The sequence below is a fragment of the Prolixibacter sp. SD074 genome, from assembly GCF_009617895.1.
Taxonomy (GTDB): domain Bacteria; phylum Bacteroidota; class Bacteroidia; order Bacteroidales; family Prolixibacteraceae; genus Prolixibacter.
Genome location: NZ_BLAW01000001.1, coordinates 40422 through 61807, shown reverse-complemented (window position 1 = coordinate 61807; position 21386 = coordinate 40422). Strand labels below are relative to the sequence as shown.

The following is a 21386-nucleotide window of genomic DNA, read 5'->3' as shown; positions in this document are numbered from 1 at the left end:
AATTACTTATGATACTCCTCTACTTTCCACCGTTTTTGATACATTGTAGCTATGCTCTCATCCACAATAAATACTGCATCTCTGCCCCTAATCTCATGGAACAGCGGCCTGGCACGATTCCACAAATAGGTTTCATTCATTGGACCGCCTGAAAGCAGTCGCGTAAATTTGTCGTGGCTGATTATCCCTTCAACCATGCGCGATAATCCAGAGCAAGTGACCTGTCCCTGACTTATCATCAGTGGTTCCTCGTAAAAATCCGATAGCTTATTAACATCCATTTGGCAAAAACTAACATTCTCTTTGCGTAACATCAATTAATTATTTTTATAAAGGAATGCCAGAACATCCAGAAATTCTTTGATTTGTTTTTTCGTGGCAACTTCAACAAGCTGGCATGAATTAACCCTCATTACTTACTTCAAAGAATTTACAGTTTCTTCTTTCAAATATTTACTTCTGAAAATATTGTCTGTCAAATGTGTTAGTTCTTCGTCAAATTCGTCCATCATTTCTTCATATTCAGGGTCGGAGAGAATGGCGTCTGCCAAATCATCTTCCCCTTTGGAGTCGGGGGTGAGGATGTTCTCCTTGAAATTTTTATAATGGTCCCGAATGGAACAAGGCATCAATAAATTGCCACGGAAATCTTCATTCTCGAATCCATATTCGTTTTGCCATTTTCTGCCGTTTTTAAAGAATTGCGATTGCATCACATCGGCAAGGTTGCCTCCGTTTTTATACACTTCATTAATATTATCAACGTAATATGGCACAAATACACAGGGCATTACGTTTCCGTTCCAGTCGATATAAAAATAACCGCCCCATCTTCCGTAGGCAATACAGCCACTGGAAAGCGAGGAGGAATTCCAGAAATCGGCCACGGGAAATTTGTTATCCGCAAGGAAGTGTTCCCATTGTTTATAGAGTGCCACGCGTTGTTTTGGAGTTATCATTAATTCGCGCGTATCTTTTGCTTTTCCAATCGGCATCAACTGAAATTGCCACATGTAGGTGGCGCCGGCTTCATTAAAGAAAAAGTCATAGAAATCATCTTTCAGCAGGGTTTCTACATTCATCCTGGTTGCGGTAACTGAGATGCCAAAGGGAATTCCTTCCTTTTTCAGGTTGCCCATAGCCCTCAGGATTTTTTTATAAATTCCTTTTCCTCTTCGTTCGTCGGTATCTTTTTCGAAACCTTCTACAGAAATTGCCGGTGTTACATTTCCCAATTCGGCAAGTTTTCGGGCCATTTCTTCACTGATTAATGTCCCGTTGGTATATACCAGGAAAAAGATATCGGAAAATTCTTTAAACAAATCAAGTATGGTTTTTCCGTTGTCTTTGTACATAAAGGGTTCCCCGCCACTGATAACCATAAACCGGGTTCCAAAAATGTCATGGGCTTCCCGGATTATCCGGCGTGCGGTTTCAAAATCGAGCCTCTCGCGCAGGGAAATATCACTGGATGCATAGCAACCGGTACAATGCAAATTACATCCTTTGCCGGGTGAAAGTGTCAGAAACTGAGGAGGGTATTCCCCGTATTTCTTTTTATAGGCTTCTTTTACAGGATTCAGTTTTCTATGACGATCCGGATTGTAAGATTTAGTGACAAGCACGTTAATCATTTTGAGTAACACGTTTGGATTGATAAAACCTTTGTCCAGATTTTGTTGTGCCTGTCGGATTAAGGATAAAACAAAATGGTACTGATCAGTTTTTTCCTGCTGCAGTAAGTTTCTGGAGCTATCCATCATTGCTTTGTGCAGTTGCTTGTCCAGTTGTTTAACAGCTATTTGGCGTAAAAACTTGTTAGACATGGTAGCACCCACTGCTTCTTTAAAAAGATTTTCTTGTATGCTCTTCATGGCTTTTAATTTTTATAATTAATTTCTGTTTCAACCGTTGTTAACACAAATTTATAAAAAAAAACAATGCCATATTTGAAAGATTTTTCTAATGCGTATTAAATCAATTCTAAATAATTTATAAAAAAGATTGTGTGTAATTTAGGCCCCCCTGGAATCACGATGTATTTAATATAATTTAATTCTGCCTTTCAGAAAATCAACTTCTCCGGGTGTCCGAATGCTTCTATGGTGGCATTTTTCCTTTCTGCCTGGCCTGATTATAAAGCTCTTCAATGATGAAACCGGCTTTTATTGGTCAACTGAGGCGCTTTATAAAGGAATGGAATATCCCAACGAGATTTGTAAATAACCGCTGTGGCTCTTGCCGTCAGTAGCATATTTTTGTACGTAAGTTAAGCCGTAGCTCCTCTTACATCCAGCGTGAGCATGTCTTTTCCAATTTGTTGGGAGTAACCGACTCCGCCCGTAATGCCAAAACTCATATTGTGGATACTACTTTTGGTATTGGTGGTGGCATTAAAAGAAACCGGTTCCGGAGAAACGGGTTGTATCTCAGTTTTGTCTGCATAAACAATACTTGTCCCACTGGTTTTTTGTTTCGCTTTTAAAAGGTAACCACCATAAGGGCCAACATTAATATAAAATTTTGAAGCCTTAACAGGGATTGAATATTTTATTAAAACAGGTAATTCGAGATAGTTTAAAATAGATTCATTTTTAAAGTTGGCGTAAAGATAAGTTCCTTCCGGAACCTGAGGATTAAAAGCATGTCCGTCAATAGCCTGTAATCCGTCCCGTTTTCCACCTTCGCTTGAATATAAAAGATCCATGCGCAAGGAGAAATTGGAACCCAAATCCAGGTTGGAGGTCAATCCGAAAGCGGCCCCGGAACGGGACGAATAACCACTGGTCATTTCATTATTACTTCCCCCACTCAGTCGGGGAATGTTTAACCCGCCGAAAACACCCAACATAAACTTTTTTGAATTTGAAGTTGTTTGGGCAAAGCTTGTTACTGTCAATAAAGCCAGGAACAACATAATAATCAATTTAATCCTTTTCATACGTTTAAAATTTATAATTATTGTTCATAATTTAATTCTAAATTTGAGAACGTATGGAACCGCTTCGCTCTCACATGAACTTTTTTTAATCATTGCCTTTGGCGAACTTTTGATTAAAAAAGTTCATGTTCGTTTCATTTTAGAAGTTTTTAAAGTTTGACAATCTTTCCATTTGGGAAAGCGATACCAGTAATGATTCATCGGCCAAAGAATGAAATAGTTAAATGAACCTTTTTGTTTTCATGAATGATTCTCCGCCTTCAAAAGCCTGAGATTTCAAATTTTGAAGCGTAAAATTAAGGATTTTTAAGGATTTTTTTTATTTGAATGACATTCTCAGGATAAATATGCCAATGATGCAAACTTTAAATTAAATTTGTTCTTAAAACGGACTCAATTATAAAAACAAAAAACTTGAAAGGGCCATCGGGTTAGTATAACAAAACCCACTTAAACGATTCAATATGAAGAAAAAAAGTATCCTATTTATTATGATTCTGGCAAGCGCCTTTTTATTCACCCAATGCCGTTCATGTGGGTGTACCGGTTACACAGCAAAATCAAATAAACGGGTCAGCAAAAAGGATCATTCTATGTGGTATAAGAAGTAGTTAAAAGGCCTAAATGCCAGACTTCTATATACTCATTTCAGTCACAAACACTAAAAACCGGGCAATATCAGAATTAACAAAAAGGTAAACAACAAAAATTTGATGTTTTTGAATATATATTGTTCCTTTGTGGGACTATTGAATTTAGAGGTTCTAATTCATCCTATAAAACTTTAAAAGAATCAATTATGTCTAAAGTTAAGATTGGTATTAACGGTTTTGGCCGTATCGGACGTTTGGTTTTCCGTGCTGCCGCAAAAAATAATGATGTTGAAGTTGTCGGTATCAACGACCTGATTGACGTTGATTACATGGCATACATGCTCAAATATGATTCTACTCACGGCCGTTTTGATGGCACCGTAGAAGTAAAAGACGGTAAACTGATTGTTAACGGTAACGCAATCCGTGTTACTTCCGAAAGAAACCCTGCAGATCTGAAATGGGATGAAATTGGTGCAGAGTACGTTGTTGAATCAACTGGTCTGTTCCTGACCAAAGAAAAAGCTCAGGGCCACATCGATGCAGGCGCCAAGAAAGTAGTGATGTCAGCTCCTTCTAAAGACGATACTCCTATGTTCGTTATGGGTGTTAACCACAAAAAATACACCTCTGACATGACTTTCGTTTCTAACGCTTCTTGTACGACCAACTGTTTGGCTCCTGTAACCAAAGTATTGAACGACAAATTCGGCGTTGTCGAAGGTTTGATGACTACCGTTCACGCAACTACCGCTACCCAGAAAACGGTTGATGGCCCTTCCCTGAAAGACTGGCGTGGTGGCCGCGGCGCCGGTCAGAACATTATTCCGTCTTCAACCGGCGCGGCTAAAGCTGTAGGTAAAGTAATTCCCGAGCTGAACGGTAAACTGACGGGTATGTCCCTGCGTGTTCCTACTCCTGACGTATCGGTAGTTGACCTGACTTGCCGTTTGGAAAAAGCTGCTTCTTACGAAGCCATTTGCGCTGCCATGAAAGAAGCTTCTGAAGGCGAACTGAAAGGTGTCCTGGGTTACACGGAAGATTCAGTCGTTTCGACTGACTTTGTTGGCGAAACATGTACTTCCATATTCGACGCTGGCGCTGGTATCGGCCTCAATGACCACTTCGTAAAAGTTGTTAGCTGGTACGATAACGAAATGGGTTATTCAACCAAAGTTGTTGAACTCATCAAGCACATGTCTACGGTTGATCATAAGTAATCAAGCAACGGTCATCGACCAAATCACAATATTAAATCCCGGGTTTTCGCCCGGGTTTTTTATTGCCCTTTTCAGAGAAAATTATCTTTTGCTACCTGCTCTTCAATCATTTTCCTTCCCGGGGAAACCCGGAATAAAAATAGTTTTGGTCCGCTGATATCACCAGGAACGAGGTTTAAGAATTTCCTCCCTCCAGCCATTGTTTAAACGACGATACTTTCTCGCGGCTCACCAGCACCGGTTCATCGGGTTCTTTCACCAGTTTCAGTCTGAGGCGGTTTCCTGAATAAATCAGCACATCGCCAATCGCATCCAACCGGACCAGGGCGCTGCGGTTTACCCGGAAAAACTGTTTCGGATCCAGTTCCTGTTCCAACTGATCGAGAGTAAAATCCAAATCGTAGCTTTTCCCCTCACGTGTTAACACGAAGGTAGACCGCTGTTGCGAATAAAAATAAACCACATCGGCAATGTCCAGCGGACGAAGATGCTCCCCCACCCGAATCAAAAACCGACTACGGTAATTTCGCGTCATCATACGGTAAATCTGGTCGATTGCTTCGGTCGAAACGCTTCCCTGCTTGTCCTGCTGCTTAAATAGACGTCCGTACTTTCCTAATGCTGAAAAAAGCTCCTTCTTATCGACAGGTTTCAATAAATAATCAACACTGTTTACCTTAAAGGCCTTCAGCGCATATTCGTCAAAGGCGGTGGTAAAAATCACCGGGCAGGTTACTTCGGCCTGCTCAAAGATTTCAAAACTCAATCCGTCAGCCAACTGAATGTCGAAGAAGCCCAATTCCGGAGCACCATTCTTTTTCAGCCAGGCGGCCGTCTGCCGGATACTGTCGAACGGACCAGCCACATCCACTTCGGGAAGGTATTCCCGAATCATCGTTTCCAGTCTTTCGGCGGCAAGCGGCTCATCTTCCACAATCAGTATCTTCATGATAATTGCTTTTCTTCATTCCTGAATAAAGGGATACGAGCTACATAAAATTCTCCCTCCTGGCAAAACTCCGGGATTCGTTCCCCCATCAAACGATAACGCTCCTGTAAATTCTTCTGTCCCATCCGGGCCGACATCGGCAAAGTTGACTTCAATTGCAAATTATTCTTCACCACAACAAAATCACCTTCCCTTTTTACTTCGATATGCAATGGCTTTTCATTGGATATTTCGTTGTGTTTAATGGCATTTTCGAGCATCAGCTGAAGCCCCACCCGAAGAATCTTCTCCGATTCGCTTCCGCTGAGATGAAAATCCACCTTCAGCTTTTCACCAAACCGAAACTGCTCCAGCACGAGGTACGACTGACAGAAGGCAACTTCTTCCGCCAGGGTGACCACATCATCCTGCTCCAGTACATAGCGATACACTTTCGACAAATCGCCAATAAACCGGCTGGCTTTTCCGGCATCGACATACACCAACGAATTGAGTGTATTCAGGCAATTAAAAAGAAAATGTGGATTGACCTGGTTTTGTAGAGCAGCCAGTTTCGATTCGATATTGGCCTTTTCCATTTCGGCATGCTCCTGCAACAGATTTTTCCAGTTTTTGAAAAAAACGGAGGTGTAAATAATCCCCGCGATTCCAATGGAAATCAAGAACTCAATCAAAATGGTAAACTTGTAATATTTCATGAATTCGTAAACCGGAATGTGGTTCATGAAAACGGCCCACAGGAAATTAAACAGGAATACAAAGAAAAGAGAATATACAACAATCCCGGTCCACATCAATAAGTAGGTTCGCGAACGGTTGATTCTCCATGGATACCAATACTGCACGAGCACAGTAACCGCTTCATTTCCTTTCCACAGGCCCATTCCAATAATTGTATTGTAAAGCAATATGTTCCAGAATGAATGGATTACGGATTCCAAATCACTCATGGTAAGGGTTATCCCAAAACCGACACACAATACAATCACCAAGTCGCGCAAATGTATTTTCCAGCTTTTCTTTAAATTTTTCATTAGTCTAAAATTAGGAAAAACTGCGGATACATAATATTTACCCTACTTTTTACATTCCTGTAGAAAATGCTGGTTCATTTCTTCTCCCCATGAAGGTGTAAACGATGAAGATTTTGGTTGTTCAGCAAACAGTTTTTCCGCTTTCTCAAACAATGGCAGCGCATTCTCTTTGCCGCCTCCATAAAATGAGGGAGTGTAAAATATATTCATCGCCATCAGACTGGTCGCCCGGGGATTATTTGCATCCCATGCCATTGCCTGTTTTAACGCGCCGGCTGCTTTTGGAGAGAATTCCTGCCCACGGGAGCCGTCAACGCCAATGCGCGCCTGGTACAAATACCCTTGCAATGTCATGGCTTCGCTGTTTTCCGGCGAACGCTTCAAGCAAGTATCGATAAACTTCTGCGCCTGATCCAGCATCTGATCACGCTTTTCCTTTTCTTGCCCGGTATAACTCCCGTTGATGAGCGACAAGGCGGCGTAATAAGCCGGCTCCCATTTGGCTGTTTCAACCTGAGTAATGCGCTCAAAGATTTGTGACGCGGCCACAAAATCGGTTGTAGATTTGGCAGCGCCCATTTTTGCAAGAGCATTCTGCATGGCACCGGCATAATTCTGCGCCCAAAGACTGGCGGTTGACACAACCACAACGACGATGATTAAAGCTACTTTTTTCATGATGTACATTTTTAGGTATTATTTTATTTGAATGAAAACGCCAAGAATAATGCTGCGCAATGTTTCGGCCTGCACGGGAATACGTTCGTTGGTCCCGGCGCTGTTGGGGGTTTCCGAATAACGGTAAGTGTATGGTTTGTCGCGTCCCAAAACATTTCCAACAGAACAGTAGAAAATGGTGTAATTGCCAAACAGATAGGCCAGATGTGAAGCATTCAGGCTGAGATTGGAGTAGACCGGGGCTTTTTTATCCATGAATGCCGGTGTATTCGGATCGTCATAAGGTCTTCCGCTGGCAGCCGTAAAGCTGAACCCGAACTGTGTATTCCAGCCGGCAATCCAATACTTCCCAACCACCGACAACGTATTCTTCGCAACGAAACCAGGAGTTACCTTTGTCGGGAAATCACGATAATAGCGTTTGGTATCAAGGTACGAATAAGCAATCCAGTAATCCAGCAACGGAATGCTTTTCCGGTCACGGAAGAAAAGATCCACACCTTTGGAATATCCCGAACCCGATGAAGTATAATAAGCCGGAGTATACTCACTCTGGCCCATGTTGAATTTCACCAGGCTCTGGTAATCCTTGTAATAGGTCTCAATCCGGAAATCCCGTTTATTGCGGGAATACTGGTAATTCAGGATAAAATGCCCTGCACCTTCGGCATTTAGTTGGTGGTTGAAAGCCAGGTACTCATCAGGCGCATTTTGGTAAAAAGCTCCGTAGGCCAGCGAAAGCTGACTGTGTTCGCCCGTTTTCCGCGCCAGTGAAAGCCTCGGGGCCACTTCAATCTTTTGCAGGAGATCGAAATATTCAGGCCGTACGCCCAAACGAACGGCCCAGTTTTCGCCCAACTGAAATTCCACCTCCACATAAGTGGCCAGCGTTCGTTGTGTAAATCCGGCTTCCCGGTTAGCCACAGCTTCATTCGAACGTTCATTGTCCTGCCAGTTGGCATCCACGCCCATGTTGATTTTCACCTTTTCCGACGGCAGATATTTCAATCCTGCCCGCCCCTGAGAATAACGATCCATAATATGGTAGTTCCCCTCCTCCATTTTGATGCGATCGTCATAATAATCACCTGAAACACCGCCATAAATCATCCAGGTATCTGACAACATATTCCGGTAAGTCGTATTAACGTAGTGGTTCGTTGAATTGAGCGCCACATTTTCCCGGTCCGTTGCTGAAGTAGCATAAGGCGCAATTAGTTTATGATGATTAAACGAGTACAATGCTTTCCACATCCCCTGCTTCCCCGATTTAACCTGGGCATGAACCAAGCCGTTCATCTGGACCGGGTCTTCCGCGAACGCGTTACGGGGCGGGTTGATTCTATTGTTGAGCCCGAGATTGTAATACTCGCCGGATGCACTGACCGATGCCTTATCGAAACGCTTGGTGTACCCTCCCTGAACGCCCACATTCAGCAATCCAATGGAAGTAAATGATTCCTTCGGAAGATCGATGGTGTGCAGGATGAGCGCCGACGAGAGAGCTTGTCCGTACTCGGCCGAATAACCACCGGTACCGAACAGGGTACCTTTAAACAGTTCGGGTGAAAAGCGTCCGCGCGAAGGCAAATCAGGCGTGGAACTGCTGTACGGTTGCTGCATCTCCATCCCGTCGATGAAGGTTTTGGTTTCGTACGCCTCGCCTCCCCGGACGAAAAGCCTTCCGTCTTCGGCGACCTGCTGTGTCCCCGGCAAGGTTCGCAAAGCGCCGTAGATGTCGCCTTCCGAAGTGGGTGTTGTCAGAATATCGATAGCGTTGAGCGTGACCGTTTGTTCATCATCGTCCGTACCGAACGTACCCGCCGTAATGACCACTTCGTCAACTTTGTTGTGCTCGGGTTGCAGTGTAATCACCAGCGCTGTATCGGCTTTCGCCGGAATGGCTACGGTGTAAGGGACATATCCCAGGAAGGTAACTTTCAGCCGTTGTGCCCCTTCGAGCTGAGAAGTCAATTGAAAAATGCCGTCACTGTCGGAAGTGGCGCCTTCGTACGTATTTTCAAAATAAATATTGGCACCGGGCAATGGTTGATTTTGTGTATCGACCACTTTTCCATGAATTGAAATCTGACCGAAAACAGTGACAGAAAGAAAGGTTAACAGGAATATAAGCTGAATCTTTTTCATCGCATTTTCAGGTATCGTGTACCTCAAAATTGCGGTAAGTGAGGAAAAATAGAAAAAAGAACCGGATGAACTGCACGAGAACCCGGATGAACTGAAATTTGAGTGGATGAGTCGTGGAGGATTATCCTGAGCGGTCCGTTATTCGTATCGCAGCGCTTCGATGGGATCGAGCCTGGCTGCCTGCATGGCCGGCAGGAATCCGGAAGCCAGGCTGACAAGCAAGCAGAGCGCTACTCCGGAAAAAATCCAGAGCCACGGAACAATGAAAGAGCTTCCGATTAGCGCAGAAACACCATTTCCGGCCAATATGCCCAACACGATACCAACCAAACCTCCAAGTTGGCCAATGACGATGGATTCAATCAGGAATTGCTGACGAATGGTTCGGGAATTGGCCCCCATCGCTTTCCGGATACCAATTTCGCGGGTCCGTTCCGAAACGGTGACCAGCATGATATTCATTAATCCAACAGCCGCTCCAAGCAACGTGATGAATCCAATAATGGTGGCTGCCAAAGTGATGTATTTGATATTTTCCAACAAAATATTGACAAGGTTGTCGCTTTTCACAATGTTGAAATCCGATTCATCTTGAACATTCAGGCCCCGAATAACGCGAAACAAACCTTCTGCCTCTCCGGTCGCGATATCAAGCAATTGCGGTGACTTAGGCATTACCTGAATTTGAAAATTCATCTGCGGACGCGAAAAAACCTGCCGAACATTGGAATATGGCAACAAAACCAACCGGTCGCCGGATGAACCAAAGGCACTACCCTTCTCGGCCAGAATTCCAACAACGCGATAACGCGCCGTCCCGATAGAAATGGCCCGCCCAGTTGGGTTCACTATTCCCGGGAAGAGTTTCCGGGCCAACCCATTTCCCAACAAAGCCACATTCGTTCCGGAATAAATCTCCTGTGAAGCAAAATTTCGCCCCATACTGATGTCGTATCCGGCCGTTTGTAGATAATTGCCATCAACGCCTATTACCCTGACATTTGGATTACTTTTTTGCGACTTATAACGGACCGTTGCTGTACCCGTCGCATTAACCGTAATGGAAACCTCGGCCGGAAAATCGAATTCGTTCTTAAACTTCCGCGCTTCGAAATAGCTGATGTAACTGTAATTCTTACTTCGATAGCGGTTTCCGCCCACCTGCACCCGCATACCACGGCTCTGAACGGTAAACGTGTTAGCGCCAAGCCTGGTAAATTCTGCTGTAATGGAATTTTTGATAGAATCAATAGCTGTTAGAATGCCAACCAATGCCGTAATTCCAACAGCAATGATTAGGATGGTCAACACCGAACGGACCCAGTTTCCCCTGATTGACTGGATCGACATTAAAATGTTCTCGCGTGTGAGCGGATTGAACAACATAATTGATTTGGTTTGCTTCTCCAAGGTAGAAATATTTCAAAGATTTTGAAACAATTCAGCTCCTACAAACCTTTAGGATTTGTATTCATTTATGATTAATAAATGTTATTTTGCGACATATCTAAATAAATCGATTAAAAAATGGCATATGACGTTGAAATGATTCGTCAGGTATATGAACGCTACCCTGAAAGAATCAAGCAAGCCCGCAAACTTCTTGGGCGCCCCATTACCTTAAGTGAAAAAATTCTTTACGCTCACCTTTCCGGAGATCTTCCTGTCGAACCGTTTAAACGGGGTGAATCTTACGCCAATTTCGCACCTGATCGCGTTGCCATGCAGGATGCCACTGCACAGATGGCTGTTCTCCAGTTTATGCAGGCCGGAAAAGATCGGGTTTCCGTCCCTTCGACGGTTCACTGCGACCACTTAATCCTGGCCAGGGTAGGAGCAAAAGAAGACCTTACAACTGCTGAGAAAACCAACAAAGAAGTATACGATTTCCTGGCGTCAGCCTCAAAAAAATATGGAATCGGTTTTTGGAAACCGGGAGCAGGGATTATTCACCAGGTAGTACTTGAGAATTACGCCTTCCCGGGTGGAATGATGATTGGGACCGACTCGCATACTCCTAATGCAGGCGGTATGGGAATGGTTGCCATTGGTGTAGGTGGCGCCGATGCCGTAGACGTGATGGCCGGACTTCCATGGGAGCTTAAATTCCCGAAACTGATTGGTGTGAAACTAACCGGAAAACTCAGTGGATGGACTTCTCCCAAAGATGTTATCCTGAAAGTGGCCGGCATTCTTACTGTAAAAGGCGGAACCGGAAGCATTGTTGAGTATTTTGGCCCGGGAGCTGAATCCATCTCCGGAACAGGAAAAGGTACCATTTGTAACATGGGCGCCGAAATTGGAGCCACTACTTCAACCTTCCCGTTTGACGAATCGATGGCAAAATACCTGAAAGCTACCGGTCGTACTGATGTAGCTGAAATGGCTGCCAAAATCGGAGAACACCTTCGTCCCGATCCGGAAGTCGCAGAAAATCCGGAAGCCTATTATGACCAGATCATCGAAATTAACCTTTCGGACCTGGAACCACATATCAATGGCCCATTCACTCCTGATTTGGCAACACCTGTGTCACAATTTGGTAAAGTAGCCAAAGAAAACGGTTGGCCGCTGAAAATGGAAGTCGGTTTGATTGGTTCGTGTACCAACTCATCTTATGAAGATATTAGCCGGGCTGCATCGGTAGCTAAGCAGGCACTTGACAAAAAACTTAAAGTAAAAGCCGAATTTACCGTTACTCCGGGTTCGGAACAGGTTCGTTATACCGTCGACCGCGATGGTTACCTCGACACCTTCGAAAAAATTGGTGGAGTAGTGCTGGCCAATGCCTGTGGGCCGTGTATCGGCCAGTGGGCACGTCACAATGCCGAGAACCTGGATGAGAACTCCATTATGACGTCATTCAACAGGAACTTCTCCAAACGAAATGATGGCAACCCCAAAACGCATGGTTTTGTAGCTTCACCTGAAATTGTAACGGCCTTTTCGATCGCCGGTACGCTCGATTTCAACCCCGTAACTGACTATCTGGAAAACGAAAAAGGTGAGAAAGTAAAACTGGACGAGCCAAAAGGTGATGACTTGCCAACCAATGGTTTCGATGTGAAAGACAGGGGTTTTATTCCGCCGTCTTCGGAAAACAAAAATCTGGAAGTAGTTGTCAAGCCAGATTCTGAGCGTCTTCAGTTGCTCACTCCCTTTAAAGCATGGGATGGTAACAACCTGACGGGAATGAAATTGCTTATCAAAGCAAAAGGAAAATGTACAACCGACCATATTTCAATGGCTGGTCCCTGGCTTCGTTACCGCGGACACCTTGACAATATTTCCAACAACATGCTGATTGGTGGTGTTAATTACTTCAACGAACGCACAAATGCCGTGAAAAACCAATTGACCGGCGAACTGGGTGAAGTACCGGCAACAGCACGTGATTACAAAGCCAAAGGAATCGGTTCTGTTATTGTTGGAGACGAAAACTACGGCGAAGGCTCATCACGCGAGCACGCAGCTATGGAACCGCGTCATCTGGGCGTACGAGTTGTTCTCGTTCGTTCATTTGCCCGTATCCACGAAACAAACCTGAAAAAACAGGGTATGCTGGCACTGACCTTCGATAATCCGTCCGATTACGACAAAGTACAGGAAGACGATACCATCGATGTATTAAAACTGACCGAGTTTGCTCCCGGAAGTTCATTGGTGGTTGTTCTTCATCATGCCGATGGCTCAACCGATGAAATCATTGCCAATCACACCTACAATGAGGCACAAATTGAATGGTTCAAAGCCGGTTCATGCCTGAACTTCATTAAAGAGAATCAATAATTTCTTTCCATATGATAAAAAAAGCCGGTATCAACCGGCTTTTTTTATATAATTTAAACTTTCTGTCCTATTTTTCTAAAATTTGGATATTATACCTTCCATTTCTTATATTTACACCCACTAACAATCAGAAAAACAAAGATATGGAAACAGAAAACACCCAAACAGAGAATACTAACCAAACCGGGGCCCCAACCTCCTTTCAACACGAAATTCCTAACGCATCGGTCATCTTAATTCTTGGAATTATTGCCCTGATTATCGCGTTTTTTAATAGCCTGGTAGGTATCGTTGCCGGCGTGGCCGCCCTGGTTATAGCCCGCAACGCAGAACATCTATATCACCAAACACCAAGGCTTTACACACTGTCATCCTATTCAAATATCCGTAGTGGAAGAACCTGTGCCATCATTGGAATTGTAATTGCCATTTTGAAAATTATTTTGATCGGAACCATACTCGGTTTACTTGGAGCGTTTATTCCATGGGATCAAATAACACATGGAAATATTCAATTATAAAAATAGCTCGATTCTACATTTTTTAACATTTTTTAATACAATTTCTAACCGATTTTAGAATTTCATCTTTTACTTTGAATACTGTTTAGGAAAAATGTTATGGATCGAAAAGTAATTACAATGAAATATTCCTTTAATTTTCGTTTTCCGAAAAACAGCACTCATGTTTGACTTTCAGGCAAGTTAGCCACTCAGTCAAATTAATAAACAAAAAAAACCGGTTGCCTTGGCGGTGGCGACATCAGAATCAGAAAGCAATCTGATGATAGCATAAGATGGAATGAGCTTTTAAAATGAAACGAACATGAACTTTTTTAATCAAAAGTTCGCCAAAGGCAATGATTAAAAAAAGTTCATGTGAGAGCGAAGCGGTTCCATACGTTCTCAAATTTAGAATTAAATTATGAACCATAATTATAAATTTTAAACGTATGAAAACCAAATAATATTCTGTTTTAACATTTTTCGAATTGATTTTTATTTATTGAACTAAATACGGTTATCATGGAAAAGAACTTTAATGCACCGGAGGTTACCTTGAAGAAAAGGGTGACCCCGTCTCGGTTACTTGACGTCAAATCCAAAGAAAACGATTTACTTGTGGAAACGGAATGGGATAACTTGGACGAGTACTCTGATTTCGGTGAATTGGAGGATCTGAATCAAATTTACGGAGACATCGACGAAATCTTATAACAAAGGGGCTTTTGCCCCCTTTTTATTTCCAGCCACAGCTTGCTACCTTTGCACAAAACCCGTGCAACCCATTCATGAAAAATACCCTTATTGTTTTGCTTGGCCCTACTGGTGTAGGAAAGACAGATCTCAGCATTGATATAGCTAACCATCTCCATACCGAAATCATCTCGTGTGATTCCCGCCAACTTTTCAAAGAAATCAGCATCGGGACAGCCGTTCCGGACGAAAAATACTTACAGCAGGTTCCCCATCACATGATTCAAAACCTCTCGGTGGAAGATGACTACAATGCCGGTAAATTCGAATATGATGTATTGAATTTGCTGGAAGAGTTGTTTCAAAAGCACCATACCGTGCTTATGACAGGTGGTTCCATGTTATATATCGATGCTGTTTGCAAAGGAATCGATGATCTTCCAACGGTAGACAAGAAATTGAGGAAGCAATTACTCGACCGGTTTCATGAAAATGGACTGGAACCTTTACGCCTCGAATTAAAAAACGTTGATCCCGAGTATTATGAACAGGCCGATTTGAAAAATCCCAAACGAATCCTGCATGCCCTCGAGATCTATTACATGACCGGCAAAGCTTATTCTTCCTTACGGAGAGAAGGAACGAAAAAACGCCATTTCGACATTATTAAAATCGGATTGAATCGCGGCCGCACCGAGCTTTACGACCGGATCAACCGCCGGGTGGAACTGATGATGGAAGAAGGGTTGGCGGATGAAGCCCACAGTGTTTATGGAAAACGCCATTTAAATCCGCTGAATACGGTTGGCTACAAAGAACTTTTTGCGCATTTCGACGGCGAATTAACACTGGAGCAAGCCACCAAAAGGATTCAGGCCAATTCCAGAAAATACGCACGCAAACAACTCACCTGGTTTCGCCGCGATGAAAGTATCCGTTGGTTTCACCCCGACGAGAAGCAACAGGTGTTGCAATATATTGATGAACAACTAATGCAAAACCAGGAAGCATGAACGGGAATTTTACCATCAGGGTTTACGGGCTGTTATTACAAGACAGGAATGTTTTGCTGATTGATGAGTTTCAATTGGGCCGCCCAATGACCAAATTTCCAGGCGGTGGCCTCGAATATGGAGAAGGCACCATTGATTGCCTGCGTCGTGAATTCCGGGAAGAGTTACAACAGGAAATCAGAGATATCGAACATTTTTACACCACCGACTTTTACCAGCAAGCACAGTTTTTCGAAAACACACAGCTCCTCAGTATTTATTATAAGGCCGAATTTGCCAATCAACTTAAGCCCGGTTTCGCTGTTGAAAGCAAACCCAATTATTCCGATCTGCATAAAAACGGCGACATGCATTTCCGCTGGTGTCCCATCGAAAATATAAAACAACAGCTCAGCTTTCCGATTGACAAAAGGATTGGTGAAATGTTACAACACAGGCGACCATTATGAATGAACATAAAAAAGCGAAAGCATCTGATGCATGCTTCCGCGTACGACATTCCTTCCCTAAATCCGGTTATGAAAAAATCGCTGCAGTTTAACTGAAATACCGGACCCTCTCAATAGCCATCGTCATCCTCATCATCTTCGTCCTCGTCCGGCACATCTTCCACGTCTTCAATTTCGTCGTCATCTCCACCTGTTTCCAGGCCTTCCATCTCGAAATCATCACGTAAAGTTCCGTCATCATCATAATCATCATCATTTTCGATGATTTCGGACGCCTCTTCACGCGTCATCCGGACCAGGTAGTAATAGTCTTCGGCTTCAAAGGGCAAAGCAGACACAATCTCTTTTTTTGAATTGGTGTAGGTTACCAAATGGTCAGCAAATCCGAAAGGATACTGGAGCTTAATCTGGTTTTGAGTATCTGTCGGAAGTTTATCGTAATCCTTCACAACCCGGGGTTTAGTTATTCTATCCATCTGCAAATCAATTTAGGTCTGAAATAATTCCGTTCGTATTTCCCAAGCTATGCTGCCAATCTGTTTCCTGCAACATGAACTTCGTTTATATGGTCGAAAAATAGTAATTCAGTCCATCTAAAAAACAACTTTGAGAAATTTATGAAAAAAAATTCCTAAAACCTGTTTTCTGTTTCAATCAGCTGTTCTTCAACATATATCTTTCATGCTTTATAACTGTTTTTTTTCTGAAAAACTGTCAAATCTCTTCGCGAACAAAGGGTTTGGGCTTTGGGGTGAAATTCTCTACATTTGTTGGTTCTGAAAATAAGCTGAATTAAACATCGGAAAATGAAGCTATCATACACCTGGTTGAAGGATTATATTGACCTGGATTTAACTCCCGGGGAAGTGGCCGAAACCCTTACCCAACTTGGCCTTGAAGTAGGCAGCGTAGAAGAGGTGGAAACGGTAAAAGGCGGTCTGAAAGGGATTGTCATTGGCGAAGTAAAAACCTGCATCCCCCATCCCAATTCCGATCACCTGAGCTTGACAACAGTCGATTTGGGCAACGGAATAGAGAGTCCCATTGTTTGTGGTGCACCCAATGTGGCCCAGGGACAAAAAGTAGTTGTAGCAACTGTCGGAACGACTCTTTATGACGGGGATAAGGCGTTTCTTATCAAGAAAGCAAAAATTCGGGGCGAAGTTTCTGAAGGAATGATTTGCGCCGAAGATGAAATCGGTCTGGGCACCGACCATAGCGGGATTATGGTGTTGCCTTCTGATGCTAAAGTTGGGGCTGCCGCCAGTGATTATTTCAATGTAAAAAGCGATTATGTCATTGAAATTGATCTGACCCCTAACCGGATAGATGGAGCTTCACACATTGGTGTGGCCCGAGATTTGGCTGCTTATTTGAAGCAATCCCGGAACATTGATTATCACGTACCTTCGGTAGGACATTTTTCGGTGGACAATCATGACCTGAAAATTCCGGTAACCATCGAAAATAAAGAAGCCTGCCCGCGTTATTCCGGTGTAACCGTTTCCGGTATTACCGTAAAGCAATCACCCGAATGGCTTCAGAACAGGTTGCGCCTGATTGGGTTGAATCCCATCAATAATATTGTCGATATTACCAACTATGTATTATTTGAAACCGGCCAGCCTTTGCATGCTTTCGATGCCGCTGAAATTGCCGGCAACAAAGTCATTGTCAAAACACTTACTGCCGGGACCAAATTTGTTACGCTCGACGAAGAGGAACGCGAACTCGATGCCAACGACCTGATGATTTGCAACGAATCGGAAGGCATGTGTATTGGTGGTGTTTTCGGTGGTATCAAATCAGGTGTTAAAGATTCAACCACGGCCATCTTCCTGGAAAGTGCTTACTTCAATCCGGTTTATATTCGGAAAACGGCCCGTCGTCACGGACTGAATACCGATGCTTCGTTCCGTTTCGAGCGGGGTGTCGACCCGAACAATGTTATTTATGCACTGAAACGGGCAGCGTTGTTAATTAAAGAACTGGCCGGCGGAACCATCTCTTCTGACATAGTGGATGTGGTAGCCGACCAATCTGTTATGGAATATTTCCCGGTAACGGTATCGTACCGTCATATCAACCGCCTTATCGGGAAAGAGATTCCGGCTGAAACCGTAAAAAGCATCCTCACTGCGCTGGAGATAAAAATTCTAGCAAACACGCCGGATAATCTCGATTTGCTTGTTCCGCCGTACCGCGTGGACGTGCGCCGGGAAGCCGATATTATCGAAGAAGTTTTGCGGGTGTACGGCTACAACAATGTGGAACCGGACGGAGCCGTGAAATCAACGATTCAGCATGCTGAGTTTCCCGATAAGGTAAAACTTCAGAATTTGCTTTCGGAAATGCTGACGGCAAACGGATTCAATGAGATCATGTCGAATTCGCTGACCAAAGTCGGTTATTATGAAGAACTTGACAGTTTCAAAGCCGACCATACGGTTCAGCTTTACAATCCGCTAAGTTCGGATCTGAACGGCATGCGCCAAACATTGATTTTTGGCGGGATGGAAGCCGTTGCCCGGAATACCAACTACCGGAATCCGGATTTGAAACTGTATGAATTCGGGAATGTATACACTTTTAAAGGGAATAAGTCGCCCAACAAACCGGTGAAGAATTTTGCCGAAGAAGAGCATATTGGCTTGTGGATTACCGGCAAAAATGAATCGGAAAACTGGACTACGCAAAGCCGCCCGACCACTTTCTTCACGTTGAAAGCCTTCGTGGAAAATATTTTAACCCGATTAGGCCTGGATGTATTGCAGTCTCAGGTTGACACCGTTGATTCAGACTTGCTCTCTTCCGGTTTGGAATACAAATTCAACAATCAGTTGGTGGCACAAATCGGCTATGTAAGTTCGAAGGTCAAGAAATTGACTGATGTGGAAGCCGATGTCTTCTATGGTGATTTAAACTGGACGGCCATCCTGAAGCTTTTGGATAAAGATGGTGTTTCTTATACGCCGCTGCCCAAATATCCGGAAGTACGACGCGACCTCGCGCTGTTACTCAACAAGGATGTAAAATTCGGCAGTGTAAAAGAAATTGCATACAAAACAGAACGAAAACTGCTGCGCAATGTTAGCATTTTTGACGTTTACGAAGGGAAAAATATTCCGGAAGGAAAGAAGTCATACGCAGTAAGTTTCTTCCTGCGCGATGAGGAAAAAACGTTAAAAGACAAGCAGATTGACAAAGTGATGAAGAAGTTATTGAGCGCGTTCGAACGCGAACTGAATGCTCAATTACGATAAACATCATGATTAAAATAATTCGGGGCCAATTCGGATGTTCGGGATGGCCCCTTCTTGATTCAAAACGCTGATGACACCCAACACAACCAAAGGTGTTTTACTGGCCATGACAACCGCCTTCTTATGGGGATTTCTGGCCATTGCCCTGAAAGTAGCCTCAACCATGGTTGACTCGTACACCATTGTCTGGTTTCGTTTTACCGTCGCGTTTCTGGCATTGTTCTCCTTCTTTCTGTTCCGGAAACGGGAAATGTTGCGCATTCTTATCAAACCGCCTTTTATTCTGGTGGTCGCAGCTCTTGCCCTTGGATGGAACTATCTTGGGTTTATGCAGGGAGTTAGTTACACCTCGCCGGGAAATGCGCAGGTTATCATTCAGCTGGGCCCCGTTTTGCTTGCAGTCGCCGGTATCATTATCTACAAGGAAAAACTCTCCCGAAGGCAAATCATCGGTTTTGTTGTCGCGTCAGTAGGTTTTTTACTTTTCTACCGTCAGCAACTAATTACCATGCTGGGTAAGGAAGCTGATTTCAATACCGGTGTACTCTGGATTGTTTCGGGTGCGGTTGCCTGGAGCATCTATGCTGTTTTTCAGAAAAAGCTGGTGCAAACTCACCATGCCCAGACAATGAACATGTTTATCTATGGTTTACCGGCGCTTCTTTTCATGCCGGCAGCAAACTTCGATCACCTGGCAACCCTCACGCCCGGTTGGTGGATTCTTTTGTTTTTCCTTGCTGCCAATACACTAATCGCTTATGGAACGCTTGGGGCCGCCTTCAAATATATCGAAGCGAATAAGATCAGCATTATTGTTGCCATGAATCCCGTCATTACCTTTATTACCATGGCTATTTTATCGGAACGACACGTTTCCTGGATTCCTCCCGAAAACATTTCTCCGCAAGGTTATCTGGCTGCCATTCTTGTGCTTACCGGAGCCGTATTGGTTGTCAAGCGAAAGCGTAAAAAGATTGATGGCAATTTGTGAAGTTTAGCTGGCTAATTTTTTATATTTTTTGCCAACCTAAACAAAACGAACTTATGAATCTTAGCTTTGCCAAACGAAACCGGGTCATGCTCGCACTCATGCCCGTATTCCTTTTTTCCTGTCAACATGATGATTCGAAGGTAATGACCGTGACCGGCGAAATCCCTGCTTCTCAAATGGGTGTTACGCTTTCGCATGAACACATATTGGTTGATTTTATCGGGGCCGACCGTATCAGTCCCGATCGGTACAATCGTGAAGAAGTGGTGAAACGGGTCCTTCCCTACCTTGAGGCGCTAAAACAATACAACGTAAATACGTTTGTCGATGGAACTCCTCAGTTTTTAGGCCGTGACCCTGAATTATTAAAAGAGCTATCGGAAAAAACCGGCATGAATCTCATCACCAATACCGGCTGGTATGCTGCGGGGAATTACAAATATTTACCTCAGGAAGCCTTTGATTTGAGTGCCGAAGAAATTGCCGCACAATGGATTGACGAGGCGAAAAACGGTATCGGGAATACCGGCATCAAACCCGGATTTATTAAAATTGGTGTCAACGTGCCCATGACCAAGGTAGACGTTAAATTGGTGAAGGCGGCTTGTATTACGCACCTGGCCACCGGATTGACCATTATGTCGCACACCGGTTTGGCGGGACCGGCATTTTCGCAGTTAAAAATTTTGAATGAATACGGCGTTGCCCCGTCTGCTTTTATCTGGACACACGCCATGATTGAGCCTAAGATGGATAAAATCCTTACAGCTGCCGACATGGGAACCTGGGTCGCTTTTGACAATCTAACTCCCGAGTATAAAATGGTCAGTCGGATGCTGGATCTGCTCAAATACTTTAAAGCGGCAAGACGGCTTGACCGTGTACTGATATCGCAGGATGCTGGCTGGTATTCACCCCGAGAACCTAATGGTGGAGACTTCAGAGATTATTCTACCATTTTCGATACCTTAATGATCTTGCTTTACAAAACAGGTTTTACCAAAGATGAAATCGATCAAATCCTGGTAACCAATGCAGAGAACGCCTTCGCTATTCGGGTACGTAAGCTGCAAAAACAAGCAGACAAGACTTCTAAATAACATTTCCCCCGGTTGACTGTTC

Annotated in this window: 18 protein-coding genes; 9 read left to right on the top strand and 9 right to left on the bottom strand. The window is 43.8% G+C overall.

The window, feature by feature from the left end; all coding sequences use genetic code 11:
* Nucleotides 1-2: 2 nt before the first annotated feature.
* The 3 genes from GJU82_RS00285 to GJU82_RS00275 form a co-directional block, all read right to left on the bottom strand.
* On the bottom strand, nucleotides 3-314 hold the full coding sequence (locus GJU82_RS00285; protein WP_153630324.1) for a hypothetical protein: 312 nt from the start codon (nucleotides 312-314) through the stop codon (nucleotides 3-5).
* A 102-nt stretch (nucleotides 315-416) separates the two neighbouring features.
* Nucleotides 417-1874 carry a radical SAM/SPASM domain-containing protein gene (locus tag GJU82_RS00280; protein WP_153630323.1) on the bottom strand — a complete coding sequence of 486 codons (1458 nt, stop codon included), beginning with the start codon at nucleotides 1872-1874 and terminating at the stop codon, nucleotides 417-419.
* A gap of 395 nt (nucleotides 1875-2269) precedes the next feature.
* Nucleotides 2270-2941, bottom strand: a complete 672-nt coding sequence (locus tag GJU82_RS00275; RefSeq protein WP_153630322.1) for a porin family protein — start codon at nucleotides 2939-2941, stop codon at nucleotides 2270-2272.
* Nucleotides 2942-3740: 799 nt separating this feature from the next.
* Between GJU82_RS00275 and gap the strand changes: the two genes are divergently transcribed.
* On the top strand, nucleotides 3741-4754 hold the full coding sequence (gap, locus tag GJU82_RS00270) for a type I glyceraldehyde-3-phosphate dehydrogenase (protein ID WP_153630321.1): 1014 nt from the start codon (nucleotides 3741-3743) through the stop codon (nucleotides 4752-4754).
* A gap of 175 nt (nucleotides 4755-4929) precedes the next feature.
* Here the strand turns inward: gap and GJU82_RS00265 are convergent, their stop codons facing one another.
* The 5 genes from GJU82_RS00265 to GJU82_RS00245 form a co-directional block, all read right to left on the bottom strand.
* The gene (locus tag GJU82_RS00265; RefSeq protein ID WP_153630320.1) at nucleotides 4930-5703 is read right to left on the bottom strand and encodes a LytTR family DNA-binding domain-containing protein; all 774 of its coding nucleotides are present in this window, start codon (nucleotides 5701-5703) and stop codon (nucleotides 4930-4932) included.
* The gene (locus GJU82_RS00260) at nucleotides 5700-6737 is read right to left on the bottom strand and encodes a sensor histidine kinase (protein ID WP_153630319.1); all 1038 of its coding nucleotides are present in this window, start codon (nucleotides 6735-6737) and stop codon (nucleotides 5700-5702) included. Before GJU82_RS00260 ends, GJU82_RS00265 begins: the two co-directional genes overlap by 4 nt.
* Nucleotides 6738-6779: 42 nt before the next feature.
* On the bottom strand, nucleotides 6780-7415 hold the full coding sequence (locus GJU82_RS00255; RefSeq protein ID WP_153630318.1) for a hypothetical protein: 636 nt from the start codon (nucleotides 7413-7415) through the stop codon (nucleotides 6780-6782).
* 18 nt (nucleotides 7416-7433) lie between these two features.
* On the bottom strand, nucleotides 7434-9563 hold the full coding sequence (locus tag GJU82_RS00250) for a TonB-dependent receptor (RefSeq protein WP_153630317.1): 2130 nt from the start codon (nucleotides 9561-9563) through the stop codon (nucleotides 7434-7436).
* A gap of 138 nt (nucleotides 9564-9701) precedes the next feature.
* Entirely contained in the window at nucleotides 9702-10973 is a 1272-nt protein-coding gene (locus GJU82_RS00245) for an ABC transporter permease (protein WP_228488493.1), read from the bottom strand.
* A 117-nt stretch (nucleotides 10974-11090) separates the two neighbouring features.
* Between GJU82_RS00245 and GJU82_RS00240 the strand changes: the two genes are divergently transcribed.
* The 5 genes from GJU82_RS00240 (at nucleotide 11091) to GJU82_RS00220 (ending at nucleotide 16010) form a co-directional block, all read left to right on the top strand.
* The gene (locus GJU82_RS00240; RefSeq protein ID WP_153630316.1) at nucleotides 11091-13352 is read left to right on the top strand and encodes an aconitate hydratase; all 2262 of its coding nucleotides are present in this window, start codon (nucleotides 11091-11093) and stop codon (nucleotides 13350-13352) included.
* A gap of 143 nt (nucleotides 13353-13495) precedes the next feature.
* Complete coding sequence (locus GJU82_RS00235; RefSeq protein WP_153630315.1) at nucleotides 13496-13873, top strand: hypothetical protein; 378 nt, start codon at nucleotides 13496-13498, stop codon at nucleotides 13871-13873.
* Between the two features lie 504 nt (nucleotides 13874-14377).
* Nucleotides 14378-14569 (top strand): hypothetical protein, encoded by a 192-nt coding sequence (locus GJU82_RS00230; RefSeq protein WP_153630314.1) that lies wholly within the window; start codon nucleotides 14378-14380, stop codon nucleotides 14567-14569.
* Between the two features lie 74 nt (nucleotides 14570-14643).
* Nucleotides 14644-15561 (top strand): tRNA (adenosine(37)-N6)-dimethylallyltransferase MiaA, encoded by a 918-nt coding sequence (miaA, locus tag GJU82_RS00225; RefSeq protein WP_153630313.1) that lies wholly within the window; start codon nucleotides 14644-14646, stop codon nucleotides 15559-15561.
* Nucleotides 15558-16010: an NUDIX hydrolase gene (locus GJU82_RS00220; protein WP_153630312.1), complete on the top strand. Its 453-nt coding sequence runs from the start codon at nucleotides 15558-15560 to the stop codon at nucleotides 16008-16010. The genes miaA and GJU82_RS00220 overlap by 4 nt, the downstream gene beginning before the upstream one ends.
* Nucleotides 16011-16120: 110 nt before the next feature.
* Here the strand turns inward: GJU82_RS00220 and GJU82_RS00215 are convergent, their stop codons facing one another.
* On the bottom strand, nucleotides 16121-16486 hold the full coding sequence (locus GJU82_RS00215; protein ID WP_153630311.1) for a hypothetical protein: 366 nt from the start codon (nucleotides 16484-16486) through the stop codon (nucleotides 16121-16123).
* Nucleotides 16487-16816: 330 nt separating this feature from the next.
* On the opposite strand from GJU82_RS00215, the gene pheT reads away from it, so the two are divergent.
* The 3 genes from pheT (at nucleotide 16817) to GJU82_RS00200 (ending at nucleotide 21364) form a co-directional block, all read left to right on the top strand.
* Complete coding sequence (gene pheT, locus GJU82_RS00210; protein ID WP_153630310.1) at nucleotides 16817-19273, top strand: phenylalanine--tRNA ligase subunit beta; 2457 nt, start codon at nucleotides 16817-16819, stop codon at nucleotides 19271-19273.
* 70 nt (nucleotides 19274-19343) lie between these two features.
* The gene (locus GJU82_RS00205; protein ID WP_153630309.1) at nucleotides 19344-20264 is read left to right on the top strand and encodes a DMT family transporter; all 921 of its coding nucleotides are present in this window, start codon (nucleotides 19344-19346) and stop codon (nucleotides 20262-20264) included.
* A 53-nt stretch (nucleotides 20265-20317) separates the two neighbouring features.
* Nucleotides 20318-21364, top strand: coding sequence for a phosphotriesterase (locus tag GJU82_RS00200; protein ID WP_153630308.1), 1047 nt, complete (start codon nucleotides 20318-20320; stop codon nucleotides 21362-21364).
* Nucleotides 21365-21386: the final 22 nt, after the last annotated feature.

Coding starts and splice junctions, on each gene's coding strand:
- GJU82_RS00285 (WP_153630324.1), bottom strand. CDS start 314: ATGTTACGCAAAGAGAATGTTAGTTTTTGCCAAATGGATGTTAATAAG.
- GJU82_RS00280 (WP_153630323.1), bottom strand. CDS start 1,874: ATGAAGAGCATACAAGAAAATCTTTTTAAAGAAGCAGTGGGTGCTACC.
- GJU82_RS00275 (WP_153630322.1), bottom strand. CDS start 2,941: ATGAAAAGGATTAAATTGATTATTATGTTGTTCCTGGCTTTATTGACA.
- gap (WP_153630321.1), top strand. CDS start 3,741: ATGTCTAAAGTTAAGATTGGTATTAACGGTTTTGGCCGTATCGGACGT.
- GJU82_RS00265 (WP_153630320.1), bottom strand. CDS start 5,703: ATGAAGATACTGATTGTGGAAGATGAGCCGCTTGCCGCCGAAAGACTG.
- GJU82_RS00260 (WP_153630319.1), bottom strand. CDS start 6,737: ATGAAAAATTTAAAGAAAAGCTGGAAAATACATTTGCGCGACTTGGTG.
- GJU82_RS00255 (WP_153630318.1), bottom strand. CDS start 7,415: ATGAAAAAAGTAGCTTTAATCATCGTCGTTGTGGTTGTGTCAACCGCC.
- GJU82_RS00250 (WP_153630317.1), bottom strand. CDS start 9,563: ATGAAAAAGATTCAGCTTATATTCCTGTTAACCTTTCTTTCTGTCACT.
- GJU82_RS00240 (WP_153630316.1), top strand. CDS start 11,091: ATGGCATATGACGTTGAAATGATTCGTCAGGTATATGAACGCTACCCT.
- GJU82_RS00235 (WP_153630315.1), top strand. CDS start 13,496: ATGGAAACAGAAAACACCCAAACAGAGAATACTAACCAAACCGGGGCC.
- GJU82_RS00230 (WP_153630314.1), top strand. CDS start 14,378: ATGGAAAAGAACTTTAATGCACCGGAGGTTACCTTGAAGAAAAGGGTG.
- miaA (WP_153630313.1), top strand. CDS start 14,644: ATGAAAAATACCCTTATTGTTTTGCTTGGCCCTACTGGTGTAGGAAAG.
- GJU82_RS00220 (WP_153630312.1), top strand. CDS start 15,558: ATGAACGGGAATTTTACCATCAGGGTTTACGGGCTGTTATTACAAGAC.
- GJU82_RS00215 (WP_153630311.1), bottom strand. CDS start 16,486: ATGGATAGAATAACTAAACCCCGGGTTGTGAAGGATTACGATAAACTT.
- pheT (WP_153630310.1), top strand. CDS start 16,817: ATGAAGCTATCATACACCTGGTTGAAGGATTATATTGACCTGGATTTA.
- GJU82_RS00205 (WP_153630309.1), top strand. CDS start 19,344: ATGACACCCAACACAACCAAAGGTGTTTTACTGGCCATGACAACCGCC.
- GJU82_RS00200 (WP_153630308.1), top strand. CDS start 20,318: ATGAATCTTAGCTTTGCCAAACGAAACCGGGTCATGCTCGCACTCATG.